The following is a 25227-nucleotide window of genomic DNA, read 5'->3' as shown; positions in this document are numbered from 1 at the left end:
AAGAATTATAATGGGCACTGCAAGATTTATTTATCATTTTTTTCTCATTACATGACTTTTATCATAACCATGTACCCACATTATAGTCAGTATTTATTCTAAACAGTTTGTTTCGCATATGAAACAAAAAAATATAAATAAGTCTGTAGTGTGATTTTGCATATTAACGAATTGATGCTATAGACTGCTTTAAGGCTAGGCGATTCATATGTATTAGAACGTCGTTACTATCATGGTATGACTAGGGCGTGTCCTCAATTCAATCGATAGCCATCTAAATGGGTTAAAAATGGCTAAATCTTGCCAAACGGCGTCAAATAGCTGACTAATATCTCGATATTATCTGCGCTATTTTCCTTGTTTGACTACAATTTATCTCATTTTTATTACCATTTTTAAAATGAGGACACACACTAAAAACTTTTCATTTGTTAATAAAATAAAAAAGCCAAACCACCGTTTGAGGGTAGCCTGGCTTTTGAGAATCAGTGTATTGCTAGTGTGTCGTTAAGGTCTTATTAGAAAGCTTAAAGTCGCACCGAGCATTCAGAATCGATTGCTAAATCTTATCAGTATCCTGCTGTACATTTTCTTGATGCGGCTGAGGTTTTTCGGGCATTTCAGATAGACCTTCGTCGGTAGTGTTTGACGATGCAGTATGGCGACTGTGATTATTACTCATACGCTCACTGAGATGTGATTCGGCATCACGATAGCGAGGGTCAAGGGCTTCTGTATCAGGATCTGATTCATTAAAATCTGTCTGCGTGCCTGTCTCTTCAGTCGTGTTTTGCTCACTGACCATTGCGACATCACCATCGTTCTCATAACCATGATTAGGATTGGCATCGCCGGTTTGTTCATCAGTATTTTGAGACGTATCAACGTTATCCTCTACAACCTCATTATCCGTTGCAACACCATGTTTGGCTTGTGCATTTTGCTTGAGCTGGGCATAGTCAGTCAGTTGCTGTACTGCATTGTCAAGAGTGTGAGGGTTAGAGCGTTCTTGCGCTTGTGATAAATGCTTATCAAACACATCGGTTAATAGTGAGTCAAAGCGGATAGCATTATACTGAATGAGAACTTCGGCTTCTTCTTCAGTGATGTCTTCGTTTTGACTGGCATAAACCACATGATCTTCAAACGTTAGCCCTTCAAAGCTGTCTTTGTGCTCAGCCTTTTTAAACTTCTGCCATAGGGGCTCGATATGGATAAGCGTTTGATAAGCATGTTCCATACGCCCAGTCACATCGTCTTCTTCGGTATTGTAATAAACCATGGTTTTGAGATAGTCGCGGAACGGGTTGGTCTCAAAGTCATCCATAAAGGTATCACCCAATTGACGTTTAAGCTCATCACTCGGCGGCGTAAATATACGACCTGTTGGGAACGTCACAAAGCCAACCAACTTGGCGGCCATTCGATTTGGGAAATTATCAAAGAAGGATAAAAATGCTTCTTGAATGGTGTATAAGCTGTTTTGTAGAGCAACTTCAGCATGTAAGCGTTCAGACTTCGATTTGCTACCATGCTCATAGAACTGCAAAATAGCCGTTGCGATAAACAAATGACTATGAATATCAGCTAAGCGTCCAGAGAGCATCTCTTTACGCTTTAAATCACCCGCCAGTAGTCCCAATGCCATATCAGCAGTCAAGGCAAAGCCTGCACTTAGGCGATTGATATGCTTGTAATAAGGACGAGTAAAGCTGTCTACGAAGCTAGGGGCGTTACCGCTACCACCGACATAACCTGCGACAAATGCTTTTGCCCCGCGGTTAAAGGTATAACCTAGATGTTTGAAAAATAGAACATCAAACTCTTTTAATGCGTTGGACTTGTCTTCGCTTTGTAGTAATTGCAGCTCATCAAATAGATAAGGGTGACAGCGCATCGCACCTTGACCAAATATCATCAATGAGCGCGTCAAGATGTTTGCACCCTCAACGGTGATAGAGACTGGAATCGCTTGATAAGGGGTCGCTAAGAAATTACGTGGTCCCATCTGTACCGCACGACCACCGACCACATCCATACCATCATTGACCACGCTACGCATGGTTTCGGTAGCATAGTATTTTGCCATTGCCGTCATGACCGATGGCGTACCGCCTTGGTTTAGCCCGCAAGTGACGAGATGACGAAACGCTTCTAGCATATAGGTATTACTGGCCATACGGCTGGTGGCATCTTGTATGCCTTCGAACTTACCGATAGAAATCTTAAACTGCTCGCGCACTTTAGCAAACGCACCAACAGACAAATAGGTCATTTCACTGGCTGAGGTGGATAAAGCTGGCAAGGAAATACCACGACCAACACCTAAGCATTCCATCAGCATGCGCCAACCACGTCCAGCGTTTTCGACGCCACCGATGATATAATCTAACGGTATAAAGACGTCTTTACCATCGACTGTGCCATTCATAAATGGTGAGCCGATTGGATTATGACGTGGTCCTATAATAACGCCTTCGTGGCTCGCAGGGATTAGCGCACAAGTAATGCCGTAATCGGTTTTCTCAGAATTGCCAAGCAGTCCTTCTGGGTCATGCATTTTAAATGCTAAGCCGACAACGGTAGCGATAGGTGCTAAAGTAATCCAGCGTTTGGAGAAGTTCATACGTAAGCCAAGCACTTGCTGACCTTCATGGATACCGTAGCAAACCACACCAGTATCAGGAATCGCACCTGCATCGGAGCCCGCCTCAGGGCCTGTCAAACCAAAACAGGGTATCTCATCACCTTTGGCCAAACCTGGGAGCCAGCGTTGTTTTTGCTCGTCCGTACCATAGTGCATGAGTAGCTCACCAGGGCCGAGCGAGTTTGGTACCATGCAAGTCACAGCGGCAGTAGGGGAGCGAGAGGCTATCTTACTCATGATACGGCTTTGCGCATACGAGCTAAAATCCAATCCTCCGAACTCTTTTGGAATGATGAGACCTAAGAAGCCATTGGCTTTGATAAATTGCCACGCTTGTGGTGACAGCTCTTTGTCTTCATGCTGAATTTTCCATTCATCTAGCATGGTGCACAATACTTCCACCTCATTATCCATAAAGCTTTGTTCTTCTGCCGATAGCTCTGGGTACGGATAGGCTGCAAAGGTGTCCCAATTGGGCGCACCCATAAATAACTCTTTTTCCCACCAACTGGTACCAGAGTCGAGGGCTTCACGCTCAGTATCACTCATGCTTGGCATCGCGCCGCCCAAGGCCTTATAAACTGGCTTGGTGACTAACGACTGGCGCAATGGTGTGATGAGTAGCACTAAGCAGAGTAAAGCTATAGGTATACCTAAGATCAGCGACCATGGACTGAGCAAGGCGGTAGCGATTACGATAATGATAGCAATAACGCTGCCAGTGACACGTGATAAGGATAACAAAAAGATGGTCAAAACCATGGCTAATTGAATGATGATTGCTAAGATGAATAAGCCAATTACCATGACTGTCTCCTTTATAACGCTGAACCAAAAGCGTGAAATTATATGACTAGGAATGTTTTAAGCTAGATAGTTGTTATTTTTTCGGACGTTTAGCGGCCTTATCGTTAAGTGAATCTCGCCACCAATAATTGGTTTTGAATTCCAATTAGGAAAAGGCAAATAAAAGATAAAGCTAGCTACCAATATGAAACAGTTGTCGATGACTATCAACGGTTAAAATGCTACGCTGTGTCGATGATATGTATCAAGCGCCATAAAGTATATAGCTAGTAGGACCAACGACCAAATAAGTCAGATAAAGCTAACCAAAAGGCGCTAAGCAGCTTTCAGCATAGGATAGCGTCTCATTACGTCCTACGATGATATGATCGATTAGTGATATATCTAACAGGTCGCAGGCTTTTTTTAACTCATAGGTAAGCAAGTTATCTGCCGTCGATGGTGTGGCATCGGTATGAGGATGATTGTGGGCAATGATAAGTTGGCTAGCCGCGTGGCTTAATGCATGTCGCAGCACATGTTTGATACAAACGGAACAAGATGAAATGCCGCCTGTGAATAGTATCTCGAAGTTTAACAGATTGAGCGCATTATCTAGACAAAGCACCGCAAAAACCTCGCGGTGCTCACCACGTAATTGGGTGCTAATATAGTCTTTGACTGCTTGCGAGCGTCCAAGCGCTTGGCCTGTTTTTAGTTGACTGTCTAAATAACGCGTGCCCATCTCAAGCGAGGCCAATATCTGTGAGTATTTTGCAGGCCCAATGCCGTGACAAGCGAGGACGGTTTCTTGAGGCGCTGCCAATAGTTCGGCTAAGCTACCGAATTGCTCGATTAAGTGACGAGCCAATTCAATCGCTGACTGTGATTGGGTGCCAGTACGCAGAAATATCGCTAATATCTCCGCGTCGGACAAATGGGCAGCACCAAATTTTAATAGTTTTTCACGTGGTCGGTCATCTTCGTGCCAGTCTTTGATCGCCATTGTCACTCCTTGAAAATGGATTACTGCCGGATATATTTAGTAAATATCGAAATTCTTACCCAACTTATCTCATAATTGTTACTATAAGCGCAATTCTATCTTTCAACTTTTTTATTGTTGCCCTGCTTATGTCTAATATCGTGCTTGCTATCACTGGCGGTATCGCCGCTTATAAATCTGCCGTATTTGCCCGCTTATTGATTAAGGCAGGCTTTGATGTGCGCGTTATTATGACTACAGGCGCACAGGCTTTTATCACCCCACTGACACAGCAAGCGCTAACTGGTAATGAGGTGCACACCTCATTATTAGATGAGCATGCTGAAGCAGGCATGGGGCATATTGAGCTGGCGAAATGGGCTGATTTAATCGTTATCGCACCAGCTTCTGCCAATACGCTGGCACGTCTCGCTATGGGTATGGCAGATGATCTTCTGACGACGGTGTGCCTTGCGACGACGGCACCAGTTATCGTTGCACCTGCCATGAATCAGCAGATGTGGGCGCATCCAGCGGTCAACCTAAACGTGCAAACCTTGCGCGATATGAATTATCAGATTATTCAGCCCGCGAGTGGTGAGCAAGCATGCGGTGATGTGGGAGCAGGGCGTTTGCCTGAGCCTGAGCAGCTATTGGACGAGGTGTTGCTATTCAATGCGATGCAAACGACACCGCAACTGCTCGAAGGTAGGAGAGTCGTGATTACCGCAGGGCCAACGGTTGAAGCTATTGACCCTGTGAGGTATCTGTCTAATCACTCCACCGGAAAGATGGGCTTTGCTTTGGCGCGTGCCTGCGTGGCGGCTGGTGCAGAGGTGATTTTGATTACGGGTGGCAAGGTATCACTATCGACGCCGCTCAATGTTACACGTATAGATGTATTATCAGCGAAAGAGATGTTGTTAGTAGCGCAGCAATGTGTGGACGGTACTCATGCGGCATTGTTATTTGAGCCATCTGATGATGCAGAGGAACATACTCATTCACACGACCATCATCACGGCGGTTGCGGTTGCGGTTGCGGTTGCGGTTGCGGAGATGAGCATGATGTTGCTGTCACTACCTCCGGTGATAGCGTGAGAATGGCAGATGTTTTTATTGCAACCGCTGCTGTCGCTGACTATCGTACCGAAGAAGCTGCACCACAAAAAATCAAAAAAACGCAAGACGTGATGACGCTCAATTTGGTTAAAAACCCTGACATTTTAGCAACGATTTCACTGGCGCATCCAGAGTTGTTTGTTGTTGGTTTTGCGGCAGAAACCCAAGATGTCGAGCACTATGCGCGTGGTAAGCTTGTTTCTAAAAATTTAGATCTGATTGCTTGCAACGATGTTTCGCGACCAGATATTGGTTTTGCTAGCGATGATAATGCCATGCAAGTGTTTTTCTCAGAGCATTATAAAAACGATAGCATCACGCTTGAAAAAGCGAGCAAGGATAAAATTGCTGAGCAATTGGCTAGCATTATTGGTGAGACGATATCTCAGCGTCACAATCGCTAGTGATATGGTCAAGCGACTATAGACAGGTGATAGAAATGTGTTGGTGTGAAGCTTGTTTGATTCGCTTCATTTTATTTTACGACTGTTTTTAAGATGAAAACACGCTCTCGTGTTATTGCTATATATAAAATAAAAAAGCTGAAGTGATATGACAGGTCTAATGGATGTAGCGGGTAACGATAGTACGCAGATGTTGTGGCTGATTGTGATATTTGCGATGGCATCATTGCTACATGGCATTAGTGGGTTAGGGGTGACGTTGGTGACCACCACGGCACTTGCTAGCATGTATCCATTGCCCCATGCCATTGTATTGGTCATCTTTCCCTCATTATTACTCAATGCGATGACCTGGCTAGCGGGTGGTGGTCGTACGATTTGGCAAAATTTTATCTATTATGGCAGACGGTATTGGCTGCTTGCTTTAACGAGTTTGCTTGGCAGTATCGTAGGCGCAAAGCTACTGCTATGGATAGATAGTGCTTATATTTTATTGCTATTAGCAGCGGTTATTGGGTTTTATGTCATCAGTAGCTTACTCGGCAAGCAAGTTCGTTTGCCAGATACCAAGCCTGTACTGATTATGGTTGGTTTTAGTGCTGGTGTTGTTGGCGGTGCGACCAATGCGATGTCGACCATACTGATGATGTACTTACTATCTGCCAGTGATGATAAACATACCATCGCGAAAGTCGGTAACATGTGTTACTTTTTAGGAAAAATCGCTCAAATTATCGTATTACGTGAGCCTATCATGGCACTGAGTAGCGGTGAGTGGCAGCTGATTGCTGTGCTGAGTGTTTTGTCTGTCGCCACTTTATTGGTTGGAATTCGCTTACGTCGTTATTTACCGCAAGCACGTTTTCGTCAGCTTATTTTAGTGATTTTAACCGTACTTGGTATTCGTGTGGGTTGGCAGGGTATTGCTGATTTTTTCTAGCAACATGGTCTAAAGCTGCCCAATATGAGCGATTGCGCAATTTTTATAAGTCAGCGCCTTTCCCAAAAAATATCTGCTGCGCCAAACGAAACGTATTGCAATGCGCCTCAACCACGTCTTCGATGTCTTCTGAATAACCACCACCCATCACGATAGCAACAGGAATGTTGGCGGCTTTGGCTTGGCTCAATACGTAATGATCACGTGCCTTGCAGCCTTCTATTGTCAGTCCCAACTTTCCTAATTTATCGGTCGCTAGTACATCCACCGCTGACTGATAAAACATCATATCTGGCGAAAACTCTGCTATTAATCGCGGCAAGGTTTCTTGTAATATCTGCAAATATTCTGCGTCACCTGCATCGTTATCAAGCTCAATATCTAGATCTGATACTTGTTTGCGAAAAGGATAGTTCTTTGCGCCATGCATGCTAAACACGAATACGCGTGGTTCGTCTGCCATGATACTGGCATTGCCATTACCTTGATGCACGTCCAAATCAACAATCAAAATCTTTTGTGCTTGCCCACGATCTAATAATAGATTGCTCGCGATACAAGCATCATTAAAGACGCAAAATCCTTCACCATGATCGGCAAACGCATGGTGCGTGCCACCCGCGACATTCATTGCCACGCCGTATTGCTGTGCATATAGCGCACATTCATAGGTTGCATGGGCAATATAACGGCCACGCTCGACCAGTTCAGGTTTCATCTCAAAGCCGATAGCGCGCGCTTCTTTGCGTGGTAAGGTCTGCGTTTTTAATTGATACCAATACTCAGGCGTATGCGTGGTCAAAATCTCATCTTCACTCAAACGCGCTGGCGCAAAAAAATTATCGACAGTGATAGTGCCTTCAGCCAGCAGTCGCTCAGGAATCATGGTGTATTTTTGCATAGGAAAACGGTGCTTTTCAGGCACTGAATAACGAAAAATATCAGAGTAGGCGATTTTCAGCATAATATTTAATGATTTATGTGTTGATGATTGTTATCAGAACAAAAGAGGCTACTCATCATTGAGCGCTATTAAGCGCTAGGCCTTCTTTGATATGCGACTGCTCATAGAACGCCTGTAGCATGGTTCGGATATGTGCCGTAAACCATGCGCTATCAAGGGCATCATATACGATAGGCAGCAGCACTGTATTGAATTGTGCCATTGCCTGCTCATCAATATAGATGCTCGCGGCGACGGTCATGATGGTATCTGATTGATGGTTGTCATACCAAGTATCGATACTGGCTGTTACTAACGTCTGCAAATAAGGTGATACTCGCAAGCGGTCATAGCTTTGTTGCATACTGGCTTCAATATGCTCGATGCTGTTATTGTCAGGCTCATCACTGAGATAGGTTTGTAGATGGCTGACAGGTTGTTCTTTGATGCGAGCCCAGCCCGTAACTAATAAACGCGCGACTTCTTCGTTTGATAAGTGCGCTTGGGCATTAGCCTCTGCTCGACGGGTCAAGTCTTTAATATTACGGTGTAAATAGGCTTGCAGCTTATCGTCAAGATTTTTGTTCGTGGCTTTTTCAAAAGAGCTACGGCCAAGTTTCATCAGTTTGCCCACTCCGCCGGCTTTGTCTAGCGTACTCTCCATAAAGTCGTTGATAGCGTGGTATAGCGTTTGGGTAAGCAGATCTGCAAAAGTTTCATTGCCGATCAGCGTGTGAATCAATGCATTACGCTGTTGCTCATGACTCGCCACATAGTTGGCTAGCGTGTCTACTTGTGTATCATCCACCAGTTCAGACAGTGGCACCTTGTCATTGACTGGATGGTAGATGACGGTATGTAAGATATCACGAATGTCTTTACGCATTACATCACTCATCGGGTGACCCAGTAACCAGTCATTTATTAACTGTTGCAAACTCTCACGGCTGATATATTGACTGAGCGGTTGCTCGCCAAACCATTGCCAAGCCTCCATGCTCAGTGGTTCGGCTTGCTGACGTAACCACTGCTGCATAAAATCAACTTGCGCGTTGATTAAGCTATCTACAGTAAAAGCTGACGTGTTTGATGTTAAGTCTTGGTTTTGGTTATCTTTTGAAGTCTGCATAGGTTTTGAGGTCATAGTAATCGACAATTTGTTATACTGCGTGTTTGTGGTAAGCATAAAGCATTATGCCATGAACATCGTATTGGTTTGTGACGAATATTGAATATTGATTGCTACTCGATAAATAACGAGAGGTTTTGATGACAGCTTTGGATACACCGTTACTCATGCTTGATGAGCTGACTGTCCAGCGTGGTGAAATACCTTTGTGCGAAGGTGTCTCTCTCAATTTATCTGCTGGTAGTATCTGTCATTTAGTGGGTGCAAATGGTACTGGTAAAACGACACTACTGATGCAGCTAGCAGGATTATTACCAGTGCTGACGGGCGAGGTCGTTTATCAAGGAACGGTCACTCTGCCCACTCAGCCTTTGTATGTGTCGCACCAGCTAGGCATTCATCCAAACCTCACTGTGGCACAAAACCTAAATTTTTTACTGAATTTATATGGTATCACACCAAGTACCGCTGATATTGATGATGCGCTCGCTTGGGTAGGGTTGCAGGGATTTGAGACGATCAGCTCAAGCCATTTATCTGCTGGGCAAACTCGGCGTATTACGCTTGCAAGATTGTATCTACTAACCCCCGAAATCACACCCTTGTGGTTGCTTGATGAGCCATTCACCGCTCTCGATGTCGATATGGTGGCCCGAATGGAAGACAGGCTATGCAAGTTTACTAATGCTGGTGGTTCGATACTAATGACGAGCCATCAGACCGTTGGCGTTGCCAATCAAGTGCTCGATTTGTCAGAGTTTATGGTTTAGAAAACAATACCGAACTGTCACCTTGTCAATCTCGTTGTATGGAATTGACTGTTTAATGGCCAGATAAACGCGATACATGTAAGTGAAAGGACGGATGATGACGGACAGTCCAATGCAAAATAGTAATGTGGCGGCTGCGCGTGGTATTAGCTTTATGCAGCTATGGCGACGCGAATGGCAAGTGAAGCAGCAAGGGGCTGTGCAATGGCTGTACCCTTTGGTGCTATTCTTAGTGATTATTACATTATTTCCGCTAGCGGTAGGTAGTGAGCCTGCATTATTGCAACGTCTTGGTGTGTCAGCGGTGTGGATTGCAGCATTGTTATCGTTGGTCATGGGTGTCGATGGTTTGTTTAAGCCTGCGCTTGATAATGGTACATTGGCGCAATTGGTTGTTGCCAAGGCATCACTGCCGTTATGGGTACTGATTCGCTTGATTATTCACTGGATATTTAGCAGTGGTATTGTGGCTGTATTAAGCTTGCTTGCCGTGCCTTTATTTCAGCTTAGTTGGTTTGAAGCGTGGATATTGATGGCTTCTATTGTGACCGGTAGTCCGATGCTGTTGATGCTGTCGGCAGTTGCCAGTAGTTTGACACTGTCACTAAAGAATGGTGCGGTACTCGTGCCGTTGATCGCTTTACCAATGCAGTTGCCTGTGCTGATTTTTGCGACGGGTGCGGTTGATTTGTTTGCTTCTGGCCTTAATGGCTTGCCTATTTTGGCGTTACTGCTGGCTGGTAGTATTATTTCAGTATTGGTCATGCCGTGGGTCATTTCAGTGACCTTGAAAATGTCGTGGCTTAATTAAAAACTGTAAAGATTATTCCGTAGAAATACTTATAAAAACCTTTGTATTAACAGTATGTTGAAAACGGGCAATTTTGCTATAATAGCTAACTTTCTACATAAATAATATATAGATTCGATCCAGTGTTTAACGCCAGCAGGTTAAACGATCATAGCGCCTATATTGCGCTGTATCGACGATAACCAAAGAGCTGCGCAAATAGGTTTATCCCCATGCCCAACCTGAATAACGTCTCATCTCCTAGTCTGTGGCAGCGCATTTGGCAAGGCTTTTTAACCACTGTGGGTACCAAGCAATTTTTTCGTATCTTTGCGCCTTGGGTCAAGTGGCTTGCGATATTGGCTGGTATCTTCTTGCTGATAGGCAGTGTCTGGGGTCTTGCTTTTGCACCGCCTGATTATCTACAAGGCAACAGCTACCGCATTATATTTATTCATGTACCTGCTGCTAGTATTGCTATTTCTATCTATTTTGCGCTCGCTATATTAGGAGCGATTTACTTAGTATGGAAGATTAAAACTGCCAGTTTGGTAGCACAAGCGCTGGCACCGATAGGTTTTTTGCTATGTATTATTAGCCTGATTACTGGTTCTGTTTGGGCAAAACCCACGTGGGGCACTTATTGGGTTTGGGATGCACGTTTGACATCTATGCTCATTTTGGCTTTTTTATACGCTGGTGTTATGGCACTGTTTGCTGCTTTTGAGCATACTGCCAATCGTGGCAAGGCCGCTGCTATTTTATCTATTGTGGGCGCAGTGAACTTACCTATTATCAAATACTCAGTACAGTGGTGGAATACGTTACATCAAGGCTCGACGTTTAGTTTGACCTCTGCGCCAAAAATGTCGGCCGATATGTGGATGCCGCTATTACTGATGGTTATTGGCAGTTATTTACTGGTGGCAGCGTTAGCTATTTACCGTACCAACACGCTAATACTATATCGTGACCAAGGCAAAGCTTGGGTAAAAGAATACATCCGTGGTCAACAGAAATAACCGCTAGGGAATATTATGCAGCCTTATTTTTATAGCTTCTCTGAGTTTATCGCCATGGGCAGGCATGGTGCGTTTGTTTGGTCGTGTTGGGCTATCACGGTCGGAGTCATGCTGGTGTTTGTTTTTTATAGTCGTAGGCAGAGACAGACACTTATTAAGCAGTTGACGATTCAGCAAGCACGTCAAGCGCAGCGTAGCGTTAATAAAAAGTCTCTATAACCAACAAATATCCCCATCAGAAAAACCATCCAATATCATGGCTTTAGCGTACAAATTAGCAACCTATTACGTATGAATGTGTGACCTTATAGCTCGCCATAAGGCTGATTGATTTATACGAAAAATGCTACTATATAGGTAATAGAAACGTACGATTAGAAAGATGTTTTTATAAATTTTTTCTAATGGCAGGTTCTTTTAGTAGGTTCTTTAATATTTTCTGTTTTATGGATGAACGCAGGACTGATTAAGGTCTGTAAAACAGTGGTTCATCAATGAGGTAGTGGTATGAATGCAGTTCGTCGCAAAAAACTAATGTGGGTGATGTTTACGCTTGCAGGCGCCGCAGTCGCTGTCGTGCTAGTTCTATATGCTATTGGACAACAGACCGATTATTACTTTGATGCTAGTGCCATTGCAAAAGGTGAAGCGCCACAAGATAAACGGATTCGTGCAGGCGGTATGGTGGTCGCGGGTAGCGTACAGCGTGCAGAAGACAATCCATTGAATGTTGAGTTTGCTATTACTGATTTTGAATCTACGGTGCCAGTCACTTATCAAGGGATATTGCCAGATCTGTTTGCTGAGAATTCAGGGGTTGTGGCCACTGGGAAAATGCAGGGCGACACCTTTGTGGCTGGTGAAGTATTGGCCAAGCACGATGAGAACTATATGCCACCAGAAGTTGCCAAATCAATGAAAGAAAATAATCGCAGCGGTACCGCACCTTCTTCTGAGCAATACAACCCTGCTGAAAAGGTTCATGAGACCAGTACCTTACAGCAATAACGATTATTATCGTTAAAACTATTTTAGTAGAGCCTAAAAAGCCACCGATTGTATCGGTGGCTTTTTTCATGGAGTATTTTCTTTAAGTTTTTCACTTATAGTCAATTGACTATTAGTCATCCCATACAGGGCTATAGTCAGGATGCTCAATTTTACGACCGTCGCTACGAGCTAGGCTAGCAATTTTATCCAGCTCTTCTGCACTTAATTGTACGTTGATAGCATCCAAGTTGCCTTGCAGGTGATCTGGGTTTGATGTCTTTGGAATGGCTACACGATGCTTATCTGATAGTATCCAAGCCAATGATATCTGTGCTGGCGTCACGTTATGTGTATCAGCAATCTCTTTGATAATATCATTATCAAAGACATCACCACGCGCGAGCGGAGAGTAAGCCTCTAGCAAGATGTGGTGGTTGTTCAGAAAAGTCTGTAGCGTTTTTTGTTTAATAAATGGATGAAACTCAACCTGATTGACCACAATAGGCACGTCAGCATACTTTTTAGCTTCGATGATATCGGCAATATTAAAATTAGATACACCGATATGGCGTGTCAGGCCTTGTTTTTGTAATTCGCACAATGCAGGAATCGTCTCAGATAATGGTACGCGGTCGTCAGGCCAATGCAGTAACAGCAAGTCAACGTAGTCAGTATCTAAGTCTACCAATGAACGTTTGGCTGCCGCAACTAGTTTCTCTGGTTGAAATTTCATATCATCAGGAAATATTTTTGTGGTCAAGAAAAACTTATCGCGAGCCACCCCCGATTGCTTGATGCCTTGACCGACTTCTTTTTCATTGCCATAAGCTTGAGCTGTATCGATATGTTCGTAACCCATTTCTAATGCTTTTTTGACGACATCGATGCAGTCTTGTCCGGTTGACTGCCATGTACCTAGACCGAGTACAGGGATGTTTGCTTGTCCAGCGGTACGAATTTTATAGTTTTTAGCACTCATATTATTATCCTTATAGTTTGTTATTAAGCGTATCTACTATAAAAAAAATCAGCACGAAGTAAAAGAGCGAGTGACGGTTTCCTACAAAGGACTAACAGGCTGTAACGTCATTCTCCTTAAAAATCAGACCAAAAAAAGCCCATTATTTTAAGTAATGGGCTTTTTTTATTTAAGCGTAAAGATGATTTGTCTATTTAAAATAGCTATTTTTTATCATCTAAATACGTGCTTACTTACTGGGCAGCTGCGTCTGTTTCTGCATGTTCGTGCTCGTGCTCGTGTTCATCACCTTCAGCATGTGCACTGTCGTCAGCACCCCAAATTTTTGGATATTTATAACCTGGGAAAGTCTCATGAGCATATTTTTTAAAGGCTTCTGAGTTATAAGCGTTGGTAACGTCCTCGACCCATTTTTTGCCAGTATCAGCAGATTTAATAGCAGACCAGTTGACATAAGCAAAACTAGGTTCTTGGAACAGCGCTTCGGTCAGATCGATGCCAGCATCTGTTGCATAGTTACCGTTGATGACGGCAAAGTCTACTTCGTCACGGGCGCGTGGTAACTGAGCGGCTTCTAGTTCAATGATATCGATATCGTATTTGCTGTTATCAGCGATGTCAGATTTTGAAGCTGTTAGTGGATCGATATCATCTTTTAGTTTAATCCAACCAAGATCATCCATCATAACCAAAGCGCGCGCAAAGTTACTTGGATCGTTTGGTGCAGAGACACTCATGCCTTTATAAGCGTCATCAAAAGAGGTCTTTTTACCTGAGTAGATACCAAGTGGTGCGGTTGGTACTTGGAAGACTTCGACCAAATCAAGATTGTTTTCTGCTTTGAAGTTATCAAGATAAGGCTTATGTTGGAAGATGTTGATGTCCAAGTCACCTTCAGCCAATGCCAAGTTAGGGCGTACGTAATCAGTAAATGGAATCAGCTCAACTTCGTAGCCTTGTGCTTCAAGCGAGCCTTTTACTTGGTTACGTACCATGTCAGCAAAATCACCTTCGGTCGTACCGATAATGATTTTTGTATGATCAGGATCGATGTCATTTGCCGCAGTTTCTGCTGTTGAACCTTCGGTTACCGCTTCTTGACTCGCTTCTGGCGCTGATGAATTACTACAGCCAACTAAGACTAGACTTGATACGCCAACTGCCGCAAATGCTGTGGCCAACTGACGGCTGATATCTGTTAATTTCATTGAATTTCCTTAATAAAGGTATGATGTAAAAGGTTAAATAGCGACCATTAAAAAAGCAACATTATCAATAGTAATGCTGCTGAGTTAACGGCTGTTAAGTTAGTAACAAAATTAAAGGGTCTCAGTAACAAAGTCAAGCTTTTTGCTTAGGATAAATTGGCATCAAACCTTGAATATTATTCATATTAGCATTAGCTCAGATGGCCCTTACTCTGACACTATTCTATTTTTGGATAAAGGTTTTAGCGTTTATCCAAACGAGTAGCCAACCAGTTACCAGTGGCTTGAATAGAAATCACCATGATTGAAAGGACAATCACGATAAATATCATTACTTCAGTTTGATAACGATAATAGCCGTAGCGAATGGCCAAATCACCCAAACCACCACCACCAATCATACCAGCCGCTGCTGAGTAAGAGAGTAGGCTGATGCAAAGAATCGTCACTGACAGCACCAGTCCTGAGCGAGCTTCATTAAGTAGGACTTTAATGATAGTAAAAGGACGGGCTCCCATAGATTCGGTGGCTTCGATAATACCGCGTGGTACCTCACGTAAGTTTTGCTCGACCAAACGGGCAAAATAAAACGAACCAGCAATGGCCAATACCAGCGATGCAGCTATAGGGCCGATGCCTGTGCCTACAATCGCTTTTGTAAAAGGACTCATGGCAATCATTAAAATGACAAATGGGAAAGCACGCATAAAGTTGGTAATGCCACCTAGCACACCATATAGTGTCTTATTTTGCAAAAACTGTCGATCACTGGATAAAAACAAGAATACCCCAAACAGCCCACCAATAATTATGGCTACTGCTGTGGATATACCAAGCATAATAAAGGTATCGATAAAGGCATCGATAATTTCTTTGCGCAGAGCCAACAGTTTGTCTATAGAGGCGGATAATCCACTATCAGTTAACATATTTATTTCTCCTGCCTCTCATTAGTCTTCGTGCACTAAGCCTTGGCCAATTGTGGTGGTTGCTTCAATCAGACCTTCTGTTACGTTTGCCACTTCCAATAGTTTCCCTTGATGCAGTAATGCTGCGCGATCACAGAGTCTACGAATGACACTCATCTCATGGGTTACGATGACAATGGTCACACCAAGCTTCTCATTGATATCACGTAAGCAAGTCAGTAAGCTGCGGGTCGTTGCAGGATCAAGCGCACTGGTGGGCTCATCGGCTAGTAGTACTTTTGGACTTGGCGCAATGGCACGGGCAATACCAACACGTTGCTTTTGTCCACCTGATAGCTGAGCAGGATAGTGGCCAGCACGGTCGGTTAAGTCTACAATCGCTAGGCATTCCATCACACGTTTATGAATATCACGACTTGGATAACCAGAAATTTTTAAGTTAAATGCTACGTTGTCAAATACAGTCTGGTTAGACATGAGATTAAATTGCTGAAATATCATACCGATATTGTGACGAGCGATACGTAGCTCACTGGCAGACAAAGTCGTTAAGTCGGTACCATCGATGATGACTTGACCTGAATCTGGACGTTCGAGCATATTAATCAGACGCAATAAGGTGGACTTTCCGGCACCAGAGTAGCCCATTAGGCCAAATATTTCACCTTGTTGGATAGACAGTGACGTTGGCTCGACAGCAGTAAACCAATGTGGTTTGCCGTTTTTGTCCTTGATTGATCGGTCGCTTAAAAAGCTTTTGGTCACATCGTTTAAGACAATCATGTCATTCATGGAGGGCTCAAAATTTAATAATTTTTTAATAGTCATGAACGTGTTGTTTTGCTTCTACTTGCTACTTAAGAAGCCAATTAAAAAAACAACTGTTAACAACCCTATAATAAGGGGCGTTAATATAGCATATTATTAGGCACTTTGGATATGCGCATCCGTGACAGGCTTATGAACAGTAGCTATTAGCCAGTCATAATAGTATTGAGGATCGTTGAACACTGAAGCTAAGATTCTGCCAGTGGGTAACACATGCTATCAAGGTAATAGCGTGATTGGCCAAAGCGTTCATTTCAAAAATAGTGATAAAAATGATCGTCAAACAAGCAAAATAGCGAAAATGGTATCTGGATATTGACCAGTTATTTGACGATGTTTGGCAAGGTTTAGCTATTTTTAGCCCATTTAGATGACTATCGAGTGAATGGGAGATACACCTTAATCGTTCTGTTGGTAATTTGGGTCATGCTTAACGGGTATGATAACTAAAAATCTAGTATGACCATTCAAGGTATCGGTGAGGATGCGTCCTTGATGGGCAGTAACAATTTGTGATACCAAAGATAGACCAAGACCAGAGCCTTTATTTTTTTGCTGTAAACGCACAAATGGACTGAATACTTCTTCACGTTTGTCTTCCGGAATACCTGTACCTTCATCAATGACTGACAAAACTGCATATTTTGGTAGGGGATGTACAGGTTCTGCTTTGGCTTTTTTCATGTGTTTGGCAAATAAGCCTTCTTTACGCGGAGTGTTTAAAGCCTCAGTAGTGTTGGGAGCATTGTTTTTAGAGTCGTCTTGTGTATTCGTACTATTTTTAGGGCTATTACTGTTAACGGTTGACTCAATAATTGCTTCATCAGATTTTTTGTTTTTAACGTTTTTGTTTGTTGAGCTATCTTGAGTATCAGGAACAGCCTTCCAAATAGATTTTTTAATCTTAGCAGTCAATTCATTGGTAAAGCGATGATAATTAGCGCTCAATAAAGGTTCATTAATAGTACTCGATGTGTTTTCATGAGTGGCTAAATTTTTAGTAGCGTTTGTCTCAGATGTATCCTTGTTAGTGCGACTGCCTAATAACGCTACCTCAGCCTCATGATCTGCGGCATCGGTATCAGTATCGGCAACAATAGTTTCACCATTTTTATAAATAAGTGGTGCGGGTAGTGTAGCGATCGAATCTGTTGTTTCAGTGTTGCCGTTGTCACTAGTGGTTGATGTATTATTTAGCGGCACAGTATTTTGTACACTGCCGTCATTAGTATCAAGTGGCTTATCATAAGATTCAAAATCCACACCATTACAATCAATGAAGCCATCACAAAGCACTGTTTGTAACAGATAATCAGGAATGATGCCAGCCTCATCAATCATCTGCACACCGTACAATAATACCGTTACAGGTGGTTTGCCATGCAGCATTGCATTGGTCAATAGATTACGAATTAAGTGAGTCAGCATCGCTGCTTGCCCATCAATAGTAACATGCTCACCAATTAACGTAGCTTCAGGATAGTGTTGGCGCTCTTGATTGACTAGGTCGTATAAGTCTAAACGTTCAACTTGTTGTAAAGCGTGACCTGCATCCATACGGCTGACTAATAGGATGCTCTCTACCAAATCGTTAAGTCCTGATAAGTCACGATTGACTGCCTGAGCCCGCTTATCAAATTTTGCTTTTGTGTCAGATGGTAAAGCATTAGTGAGCATATCCATCATTTCGATCTGTAAGCGAATACGAGTAATGGGCGTACGTAGCTCATGAGAGGCATGTGCTAGTAGTAAATTATTGGCATCGATGAGCTGTTCGATTTTTTGGGCGGCTTGATTGAATCCACATGCCAATGAAGTGATTTCATCATTACCACTAACATTAACTCGTACCGTAAAGTCACCATCACCCAATTGTGTCATTTGCTGGCTCATTTGATTGATGCGCCAAGTAATGGTACGAGCAATCCACCATAATACGCCCGCCATGATGAATAGCAGTAGTAATGTACCAGTGAACAAATTCAGTGCAGAAGAGAGTACGGGTTTTTTTGGAGGTAAGCGTGATTCATATAACAGGGTATAGCCAGTGCTGCTATAAACTTGAGCTTGTTGAGTAGGAGCTTTTTCTGCAAATGAGGGAAAAGCACGTGATAACAAAGAAGGAGGAGGTGGCAGCTCTAGTGGTAAATCACTGTTATCTGTTTGCATCAACAAGCGACCTTGGCTGTCATATAAGCCCATCTTGGCTTGCAATGACTCATCAAAAATATCAAAGCTTTTTTTGACCACTGCCAGCATGAAGCGGGACTGTAAGCGATTGTCTCGGCTAACAGAGTTATTGAGCTCATGCAAAAATGGGTCTATTTGTCCCAAAATTTGTGTGGCTAATACTTCTGAGCGAATACTTGCATCTTTGTCATGCACAAGCTGCGTTAATAGCACCATAGCGACTGCAAATAGCGTAAGTGCTAGCATGACGCTGGCAAATAACTTGGCAAATACGGAACGAAAACCCAATTGCTGCATTAAACCATCTCTATTATTAGACGCTTATATCGACCCATGCTATTTGACCTACAAATCAAATAGCATGGTTGTTTTTCGATTGGTTAGCTGTTTTTTACGATGATCAAACTTGATCGGTGGCAAATTGATAACCAACACCGCGTACTGTAATAATGCGTTTTGGTTGGCGTGGATTGTCTTCAATCAAAGCTCGTAGTCTTGAAATATGGACGTCAATAGCACGATCGATGTTGTCTGAGCTATCATCATTTGGCATGGCTTGCCAAAGCTGCTCGCGATTTAGTACTTTACCAGAGTGAGTAGCAAAGTAATGCAGTAATTGAAATTGATGCGTTGTCAAACGTACAGGCTCGTCATCGATGGTTACTTCATGACTATCAGGGAACACACTTAAACGACCGAAAGTTAAACTGTCTGACTGACTGTCTGCTTGATTGGGTTGCTCGTGGCGACGAATCACTGCACGAATACGTGCTAGTAGTTCACGTGGCTCGAAAGGTTTAGCGATATAATCATCAGCACCCATCTCAAGACCTAATACGCGATCTGTCGTATCTCCTTTCGCTGTTAGCATGATAATTGGGATTTTATTGGTCATGTTATTCTTATTACCACGAATTTTTTGACACACCTGCATACCATCCATATCAGGTAGCATCAAATCAAGGACAACCAAGTCTATATCGCGTTCTTTAGTGTCTAATAAGTCAAGTCCTTCTTGACCAAGACCTGCATGATGTACATCGTAATAATTCATCGTTAGGTAGTCACTGATCAACTCGGCTAAATCAGGATCGTCTTCAATCAATAAAATTTGCTTACTCATGGGTTGTCCTCTAGTTGTTGTTATGGTTCGTAAAAAGTCTAACGTGCTGTCATGTATTACTTATGATCAATACATCAATGATGTTTAAATGTTCAAGGATGCAAACCGTTAAGCCTCTAAGATTGAAAAAAATATAATGCTCTATGACATATGGCTATATTGCCTAATTAAGCTGTTACAAAACAAGATAGACTTTGTTAATGTTTCTATACAATGTAACAGTCTGTGTTGAAGACTATGAAACCTTGACTATCTTGCCATTTGAGCTCACCGGTAAGTCAGCCAGACAAATCAAACTGTCATTACTAATGCCTGCAATCAAATATTGGTTGGTATCAGGATTATACTCGACCACTTCAATAGGCTGTTGCTGCAATCGTTGATCTTGTCCAATAATCCAAACATTAGCAGTTAATGGCATAAGTGGTTTATATGGTGGCGTTTGTAATTCTGTCAAGTCAACATCGTGCAGGGCACGCTTAGGCACAGTAGTACCTACATCTATTTGACCATAATTAACTCGTCCTGTTGCTTTCATATTAGATGATAACTTATCACTACCTACTTCGTTATCAATCACATCTACATTAACTAAGAGTTTTTTTGGTTGACTGGTTATGGTTAGTTTACTGATTTGTCCAGTAAATTTTTCTGACATATTTTCAACAGTGAAATTGACCGTCTGGCCTACTGAAAGCTGCGGTTCAGCTTGGACTGGTAGGATTGATGTAAAGTATAAATGAGTTTCATCGTTAAACGTTAGCAGCGGCGTTCGAGCCTTTAGCGTTTGATTTACTTTGGCATATAGGTCTTCTACGCGCCCTGAAAAACTAGCATAAACAGTCGTTAAGCCGTACTGATTTTGTGAGCGTTTTGGGCTGTTATTACTATTTATTTGCTTATCATGAGCGTTGATGTCGGCATTATCTACTTCTATCGCTGAGTTCGCTGTTGCCGGGCTTTCTGTATCAACGGGGTTACTCTTTTCGGTTGTGTCACTATTATTTGTCGTAGTCTCTGCACGTGTCACGTTTGCATCGGTACTTTCAGTATTTTTTGGTTTGATATTAGCTGTATCGCTAGTCAACTCGGTATGCTGAATGGGAGTCTCTTGTTCAGAGTTATCTGATTGTGAGGCAGACTCTTCTGATGTATTGGGTAAGTTCGCTGTTTGTGCTTCTGTGTTTAGACGTCGAACAATGAGTAACGGCGTACCTTTTTCTACCCATTGACCTTTAGTAACTAATACTTTTTCTACGTTGATTGGGTATGCTGTGATGAATGTGGTTTGTCTTATAGGTTTGATCTTACCTTGTAAGCCAAGACTGGGCTGGTAACGTGAGGATTTTATGCTTAAAATATGGTCAGGTGTGATGGTTACGCTATCATTGGTGATGACCACTGGCGCATCTACTACTGTACTGTCTTCGTCGGCAGTATTCTCATCAACAGGTAGAGGCGGCTGACAGGCAATAAGCAGCAAAACGCCTGATAAGTAGCTACTGGTTTTCAATATTCTGGAAGCTGTCATAACACTCACCTTAGTAATCATTATTTTATTATATAGTGAATTGTATAGAGGTGAAATGATCATTAAACACTTATCTAGACTTATGAATATATGGCAATTAAAATAAATAAGTATCAAAAATAACAGTAATAGCGTTTCAGATACACTTTTATATTACCAGTCAGTTTGAATATTGATTCGATTATGACTGGAAACGGGCCGATAATTGTGCTAAAAACAACTTTAGTATAGAGAAAGTTTGATACATATTTATTACAATATAAGATTATTCAGCAATATTTTTATCGTTTCTATATAATGTAGAAATATCATGAAGTTGATGATTATTCTGATTTGAACTTTCTATGCTCAGATAGCAATTATCATGGTCAGTAGGGACGTGCTTTTGGTGAAATCAAAACAATCCGGATTTTTAACCGTTAAAGTCAGACAAAACTGTCTGTTCAAAAAGCTAAAAATTAGGAACGATTTTGTAAGCTTATTAATAAAAAAGTGCGTATAGTAACCTATGCTGATAGCATGTTTAATAGGTAAATGTTGACAGATGGTAGGTTCACTGTCATAACACATGGCAACACAAAATTAGCGGCTCGTATCAATCCAATAATAAATGGTATGACACGTTGACGTCTTGTGTTGATAGATAGTATTACGAATAAATAGTCGTTTATAGGACAATGATAATGGAAAATGATTTTGATGGTTTGAAAGTGATGGTAATTGATGACTCAAAAACCATTCGCCGTACTGCGGAAACACTGCTACAAAAAGCTGGTTGCGAAGTAGTGACTGCTATTGACGGCTTTGATGCTTTAGCAAAGATTGTTGATAACAACCCAGATATTATTTTTGTTGATATTATGATGCCACGTTTAGATGGTTATCAGACTTGTGCATTGATAAAAAACAATCCTGACTATGCAAACAAACCAGTAATTATGTTGTCATCTAAAGATGGCTTATTTGATAAAGCGCGTGGTCGTATTGTTGGTTCTGACGAATATTTAACGAAACCATTCAGCAAAGACGAGCTGTTTGAGGCAATCAATCAATACCGTTAGTACAAAAATTGCTAATAATAGCCATGGAATATGTACCTTTGTAAGTGAAAATCTGGATATACGATTTTAGTTGGTATGATTTTTGCAATTTTTTGAGGCTGGGTTGATAGATTTAAAAACCTAATATGAGTGACAATTTACAATAATTGCTCAATATTCAATAACAACTGTTGAGAAATGAATACTACTATTTTTGGTAAATGATTTTACTCGGGTTGTATCAATAATATAACAACATATCCTTTTGGGTATTATTCGAAAATAAAGGAAATTTCTATGACTACTGTTTTGGTCATTGACGACTCACCATCTGAGATGGCGAAGTTTCGCGATATGCTTGCTCGACATAGCTTTCAAATTTTAGAAGCGACAAATGGTGAGCAAGGTTGTCAAATGGCTGCCGATCACCTGCCAGATGTCATCTTGATGGATGTGGTTATGCCAGAAATGAATGGTTTTCAAGCCACGAGAAAAATTACTCGTGGTAAAACCACTGCTCATATCCCTGTGATTATGATCAGTACCAAAAACCAGGAAACAGATAGAGTTTGGGGCAAGCGCCAAGGCGCTAAAGAATATATGAACAAACCGGTTGAAGAGAATAGCTTGGTTGATATCATTCGCAAAGTAACGGAGTAGCTTGTGGCTTCCAGAGGGTTTATTGAGCTTCTGCGTCTAGCAGATTTAGCACGTGCGCGCAAAAGTGGTCGCCGCGGTGGACAAGAGTATGACTGGCAAGGTGTGGTGTTTGAAATTGGTGGACAACGCTTAGTTGCACCAATGGGTCAGATATCAGAAGTATTAGCCATGCCAGAGTATACTAGCTTGCCTTTAGTAAAGCCTTGGATGCTAGGTATCGCCAATATTCGTGGACGGCTACTGCCCATAACAGATTTATCCAAGTTTCTGCAGGTCCCTAGTCGTTTGACGCAAATGAGCCAACGCAAAGTTATTGTCATCGATCATGACAATCTTTTTTCGGGTCTGGTAGTAGATCATGTTATTGGTATTGAGCAGTTTACACATGACCAATACAGGGCAGAGGCAATTGAGCCTAACTCGCCCTTTGCCCCTTATAATCATGGTAAGTTTTTTAAAGATGAGCAAGACTGGTATGTTTTCATGCCAAGTTTACTCGCACAAGACAAGCAGTATACTGATGCTGCAGTATAGTTATTAATAACAGATATCTGGCTGTTAGCGCTATGATGACATAGTAGCGAATGACAGAATACGGTTGGATGTCAACATTCACACAGGCTTTGTTAATCACTGTTGTTTTTATAACAATAAGATTGTCAAAGTCAATCAAGATCAGACTTTGATGATTGTTTGAAAGGAATACGCACGATGAGTGATGTTATAAAAAACCCTGCAGCTGGTACGCTTAATACAGCAGCACTTAGCAAAGATGCTAATAGTGAGTGGAAATTATTATTAGTACTTTTTGCTTCGATAAGTGTGGCTTGTTTGATTTGGTTGGGCAGCTCCTTATCATCAGTGAGTCAATATTTCCCTGATTTTAATCAGTCTGTTGTCTTGCCAGTAGTTGTATTTGTGATAGGTGTATTAGGAATCTTATTTGCGTCGTATCAGCTACTGAAACAGCGCGGTGGATCAGAACGATTACTTATTGAAAAAGAAACGTTGCGTCGTCGTCAAGAAGCAGAAACAGAGTCTGAACGAGCACGTCAAATTCAAGAAGAGAACGAACGTAACCAGATAGCTATTTTGCGCTTACTTGATGAATTAGGCGATTTAGCAGAAGGTGATTTGACCGTTAATGCAACTGTATCAGAAGATTTTACTGGTGCTATTGCTGACTCAGTGAACTTTGCGATTGACCAATTGCGCCAATTGGTACTGGTTATTAACAATACCGCTGACCGTGTTTCGCAGTCTTCAGATCAGACGCAGATGAATGCGGTTGAGCTTGCTGAGGCATCTGAGCATCAGGCACAAGAAATTGCTGGTGTATCAGCCGCTATTAATGAAATGACGATATCAATTGACCAAGTGTCAAATAACGCTTCGGAATCTGCGACAGTTGCTCAGCGTTCAGTTGCTATTGCTTATAACGGCGCAGATGTTGTACAGCGTTCTATTGAAGGTATGAACGTTATTCGTGATCAGATTCAAGAGACATCAAAACGTATCAAACGTCTTGGTGAGTCTTCGCAAGAGATTGGTGATATCGTTAGTTTGATTAATGACATTGCTGACCAGACTAACGTTTTGGCATTAAACGCTGCTATTCAGGCATCGATGGCTGGTGAAGCAGGTCGAGGCTTTGCGGTTGTTGCTGATGAGGTTCAACGTCTTGCTGAACGTTCAGCCAATGCAACCAAACAGATTGAAACATTGGTAAAAACCATTCAGGCAGATACTAATGAAGCAGTTGTGTCAATGGAATCAACGACTTCTGAAGTTGTACGTGGTGCTCGATTAGCTAAAGATGCTGGTGAAGCACTAGAAGAAGTACAGAGCGTTTCTAATACGCTGGCTGACTTGATTCAAAACATCTCAAATGCGGCTTTACAACAAGCTGAGTCTGCAGGCCATATTTCTCACACGATGAATATCATTCAAGATATTACGTCGCAAACTTCATCTGGTACGATGGCAACTGCACGTTCTATTGGTGAGTTGAGTGAAATGGCAGCAGCGCTTCAAGAGTCTGTGACTGGCTTTAAAATATCAGATGATGATGAGTCGTTAGATGGCGAAACATCAGATACAGAATAAACATTATAAGTAGATGTGCAATGATAGGCTCTAGCATTAAGTGAGTGTTAGAGGACTTATCATACTTCATATTCATATGTTAATTAAAATGCTGTGCGAATAGTG

21 protein-coding genes and 1 pseudogene are annotated in these 25227 nt (G+C 42.1%); 11 read left to right on the top strand and 11 right to left on the bottom strand.

Features of this window, described 5'->3' with window-relative positions; translation table 11 throughout:
• Positions 1-559: 559 nt before the first annotated feature.
• A complete protein-coding gene (locus ACT3RN_RS01215) occupies positions 560-3454 on the bottom strand; it encodes an acyl-CoA dehydrogenase (protein WP_192519715.1) in 2895 nt (964 codons plus the stop codon).
• A gap of 301 nt (positions 3455-3755) precedes the next feature.
• A complete protein-coding gene (gene radC / locus ACT3RN_RS01210) occupies positions 3756-4439 on the bottom strand; it encodes a RadC family protein (RefSeq protein WP_192519714.1) in 684 nt (227 codons plus the stop codon).
• Between the two features lie 128 nt (positions 4440-4567).
• Here radC and coaBC point away from each other — a divergent pair, with 128 nt between their 5' ends.
• Both coaBC and ACT3RN_RS01200 read left to right on the top strand, forming a co-directional pair.
• Positions 4568-5944 carry a bifunctional phosphopantothenoylcysteine decarboxylase/phosphopantothenate--cysteine ligase CoaBC gene (gene coaBC, locus ACT3RN_RS01205; protein WP_444518395.1) on the top strand — a complete coding sequence of 459 codons (1377 nt, stop codon included), beginning with the start codon at positions 4568-4570 and terminating at the stop codon, positions 5942-5944.
• 148 nt (positions 5945-6092) lie between these two features.
• On the top strand, positions 6093-6884 hold the full coding sequence (locus ACT3RN_RS01200; RefSeq protein WP_192519712.1) for a sulfite exporter TauE/SafE family protein: 792 nt from the start codon (positions 6093-6095) through the stop codon (positions 6882-6884).
• A 43-nt stretch (positions 6885-6927) separates the two neighbouring features.
• On the opposite strand, the gene ACT3RN_RS01195 is transcribed toward ACT3RN_RS01200, so the two are convergent.
• Both ACT3RN_RS01195 and ACT3RN_RS01190 read right to left on the bottom strand, forming a co-directional pair.
• The gene (locus tag ACT3RN_RS01195) at positions 6928-7848 is read right to left on the bottom strand and encodes a histone deacetylase family protein (RefSeq protein ID WP_192519711.1); all 921 of its coding nucleotides are present in this window, start codon (positions 7846-7848) and stop codon (positions 6928-6930) included.
• Between the two features lie 55 nt (positions 7849-7903).
• Entirely contained in the window at positions 7904-8956 is a 1053-nt protein-coding gene (locus ACT3RN_RS01190; RefSeq protein WP_226945127.1) for a hypothetical protein, read from the bottom strand.
• A gap of 140 nt (positions 8957-9096) precedes the next feature.
• On the opposite strand from ACT3RN_RS01190, the gene ccmA reads away from it, so the two are divergent.
• From ccmA to ccmE, 5 genes are all read left to right on the top strand, one after another.
• Positions 9097-9726 (top strand): heme ABC exporter ATP-binding protein CcmA, encoded by a 630-nt coding sequence (gene ccmA / locus ACT3RN_RS01185; protein WP_192992301.1) that lies wholly within the window; start codon positions 9097-9099, stop codon positions 9724-9726.
• 112 nt (positions 9727-9838) lie between these two features.
• A complete protein-coding gene (locus ACT3RN_RS01180) occupies positions 9839-10537 on the top strand; it encodes a heme exporter protein CcmB (protein ID WP_192519717.1) in 699 nt (232 codons plus the stop codon).
• A 212-nt stretch (positions 10538-10749) separates the two neighbouring features.
• The gene (gene ccmC / locus ACT3RN_RS01175; protein ID WP_192519710.1) at positions 10750-11538 is read left to right on the top strand and encodes a heme ABC transporter permease CcmC; all 789 of its coding nucleotides are present in this window, start codon (positions 10750-10752) and stop codon (positions 11536-11538) included.
• 15 nt (positions 11539-11553) lie between these two features.
• Positions 11554-11757 carry a heme exporter protein CcmD gene (ccmD, locus tag ACT3RN_RS01170; RefSeq protein ID WP_192992300.1) on the top strand — a complete coding sequence of 68 codons (204 nt, stop codon included), beginning with the start codon at positions 11554-11556 and terminating at the stop codon, positions 11755-11757.
• A 288-nt stretch (positions 11758-12045) separates the two neighbouring features.
• Positions 12046-12546: a cytochrome c maturation protein CcmE gene (gene ccmE, locus ACT3RN_RS01165; protein WP_192519708.1), complete on the top strand. Its 501-nt coding sequence runs from the start codon at positions 12046-12048 to the stop codon at positions 12544-12546.
• A 112-nt stretch (positions 12547-12658) separates the two neighbouring features.
• Here the strand turns inward: ccmE and ACT3RN_RS01160 are convergent, their stop codons facing one another.
• The 7 genes from ACT3RN_RS01160 to ACT3RN_RS01130 all read right to left on the bottom strand — a co-directional run bounded on the left by ACT3RN_RS01160 (position 12659) and on the right by ACT3RN_RS01130 (position 21316).
• On the bottom strand, positions 12659-13507 hold the full coding sequence (locus tag ACT3RN_RS01160; protein WP_192519707.1) for an aldo/keto reductase: 849 nt from the start codon (positions 13505-13507) through the stop codon (positions 12659-12661).
• Positions 13508-13740: 233 nt separating this feature from the next.
• On the bottom strand, positions 13741-14715 hold the full coding sequence (locus ACT3RN_RS01155) for a MetQ/NlpA family ABC transporter substrate-binding protein (protein WP_225739084.1): 975 nt from the start codon (positions 14713-14715) through the stop codon (positions 13741-13743).
• Between the two features lie 242 nt (positions 14716-14957).
• Complete coding sequence (locus tag ACT3RN_RS01150; protein ID WP_192518553.1) at positions 14958-15644, bottom strand: methionine ABC transporter permease; 687 nt, start codon at positions 15642-15644, stop codon at positions 14958-14960.
• A gap of 21 nt (positions 15645-15665) precedes the next feature.
• A complete protein-coding gene (locus ACT3RN_RS01145) occupies positions 15666-16436 on the bottom strand; it encodes a methionine ABC transporter ATP-binding protein (protein WP_192518552.1) in 771 nt (256 codons plus the stop codon).
• Between the two features lie 435 nt (positions 16437-16871).
• Entirely contained in the window at positions 16872-18959 is a 2088-nt protein-coding gene (locus ACT3RN_RS01140; protein WP_192518551.1) for a HAMP domain-containing sensor histidine kinase, read from the bottom strand.
• A gap of 103 nt (positions 18960-19062) precedes the next feature.
• Positions 19063-19785 (bottom strand): response regulator transcription factor, encoded by a 723-nt coding sequence (locus ACT3RN_RS01135; protein WP_192518550.1) that lies wholly within the window; start codon positions 19783-19785, stop codon positions 19063-19065.
• 235 nt (positions 19786-20020) lie between these two features.
• Entirely contained in the window at positions 20021-21316 is a 1296-nt protein-coding gene (locus tag ACT3RN_RS01130) for an efflux RND transporter periplasmic adaptor subunit (protein WP_192518549.1), read from the bottom strand.
• A gap of 683 nt (positions 21317-21999) precedes the next feature.
• Between ACT3RN_RS01130 and pilG the strand changes: the two genes are divergently transcribed.
• From pilG to ACT3RN_RS01110, 4 genes and pseudogenes are all read left to right on the top strand, one after another.
• On the top strand, positions 22000-22377 hold the full coding sequence (gene pilG, locus ACT3RN_RS01125) for a twitching motility response regulator PilG (RefSeq protein ID WP_192518548.1): 378 nt from the start codon (positions 22000-22002) through the stop codon (positions 22375-22377).
• Between the two features lie 276 nt (positions 22378-22653).
• Positions 22654-23016 (top strand): response regulator, encoded by a 363-nt coding sequence (locus ACT3RN_RS01120; protein ID WP_192518547.1) that lies wholly within the window; start codon positions 22654-22656, stop codon positions 23014-23016.
• Positions 23017-23019: 3 nt separating this feature from the next.
• Positions 23020-23550 carry a chemotaxis protein CheW gene (locus ACT3RN_RS01115; protein ID WP_192518546.1) on the top strand — a complete coding sequence of 177 codons (531 nt, stop codon included), beginning with the start codon at positions 23020-23022 and terminating at the stop codon, positions 23548-23550.
• Between the two features lie 519 nt (positions 23551-24069).
• Positions 24070-25122, top strand: a pseudogene (locus tag ACT3RN_RS01110) (methyl-accepting chemotaxis protein); the annotation flags it as partial.
• Positions 25123-25227 lie beyond the last annotated feature (105 nt).

Source organism: Psychrobacter sp. AOP5-GZ1-6 (genome assembly GCF_052376345.1).
Taxonomy (GTDB): Bacteria; Pseudomonadota; Gammaproteobacteria; order Pseudomonadales; family Moraxellaceae; genus Psychrobacter.
This window is presented reverse-complemented; position numbering and strand designations above follow the sequence as displayed.

Coding starts and splice junctions, on each gene's coding strand:
- ACT3RN_RS01215 (WP_192519715.1), bottom strand. CDS start 3,454: ATGGTAATTGGCTTATTCATCTTAGCAATCATCATTCAATTAGCCATG.
- radC (WP_192519714.1), bottom strand. CDS start 4,439: ATGGCGATCAAAGACTGGCACGAAGATGACCGACCACGTGAAAAACTA.
- coaBC (WP_444518395.1), top strand. CDS start 4,568: ATGTCTAATATCGTGCTTGCTATCACTGGCGGTATCGCCGCTTATAAA.
- ACT3RN_RS01200 (WP_192519712.1), top strand. CDS start 6,093: ATGACAGGTCTAATGGATGTAGCGGGTAACGATAGTACGCAGATGTTG.
- ACT3RN_RS01195 (WP_192519711.1), bottom strand. CDS start 7,848: ATGCTGAAAATCGCCTACTCTGATATTTTTCGTTATTCAGTGCCTGAA.
- ACT3RN_RS01190 (WP_226945127.1), bottom strand. CDS start 8,956: ATGCAGACTTCAAAAGATAACCAAAACCAAGACTTAACATCAAACACG.
- ccmA (WP_192992301.1), top strand. CDS start 9,097: ATGACAGCTTTGGATACACCGTTACTCATGCTTGATGAGCTGACTGTC.
- ACT3RN_RS01180 (WP_192519717.1), top strand. CDS start 9,839: ATGCAAAATAGTAATGTGGCGGCTGCGCGTGGTATTAGCTTTATGCAG.
- ccmC (WP_192519710.1), top strand. CDS start 10,750: ATGCCCAACCTGAATAACGTCTCATCTCCTAGTCTGTGGCAGCGCATT.
- ccmD (WP_192992300.1), top strand. CDS start 11,554: ATGCAGCCTTATTTTTATAGCTTCTCTGAGTTTATCGCCATGGGCAGG.
- ccmE (WP_192519708.1), top strand. CDS start 12,046: ATGAATGCAGTTCGTCGCAAAAAACTAATGTGGGTGATGTTTACGCTT.
- ACT3RN_RS01160 (WP_192519707.1), bottom strand. CDS start 13,507: ATGAGTGCTAAAAACTATAAAATTCGTACCGCTGGACAAGCAAACATC.
- ACT3RN_RS01155 (WP_225739084.1), bottom strand. CDS start 14,715: ATGAAATTAACAGATATCAGCCGTCAGTTGGCCACAGCATTTGCGGCA.
- ACT3RN_RS01150 (WP_192518553.1), bottom strand. CDS start 15,644: ATGTTAACTGATAGTGGATTATCCGCCTCTATAGACAAACTGTTGGCT.
- ACT3RN_RS01145 (WP_192518552.1), bottom strand. CDS start 16,436: ATGAATGACATGATTGTCTTAAACGATGTGACCAAAAGCTTTTTAAGC.
- ACT3RN_RS01140 (WP_192518551.1), bottom strand. CDS start 18,959: ATGCAGCAATTGGGTTTTCGTTCCGTATTTGCCAAGTTATTTGCCAGC.
- ACT3RN_RS01135 (WP_192518550.1), bottom strand. CDS start 19,785: ATGAGTAAGCAAATTTTATTGATTGAAGACGATCCTGATTTAGCCGAG.
- ACT3RN_RS01130 (WP_192518549.1), bottom strand. CDS start 21,316: ATGACAGCTTCCAGAATATTGAAAACCAGTAGCTACTTATCAGGCGTT.
- pilG (WP_192518548.1), top strand. CDS start 22,000: ATGGAAAATGATTTTGATGGTTTGAAAGTGATGGTAATTGATGACTCA.
- ACT3RN_RS01120 (WP_192518547.1), top strand. CDS start 22,654: ATGACTACTGTTTTGGTCATTGACGACTCACCATCTGAGATGGCGAAG.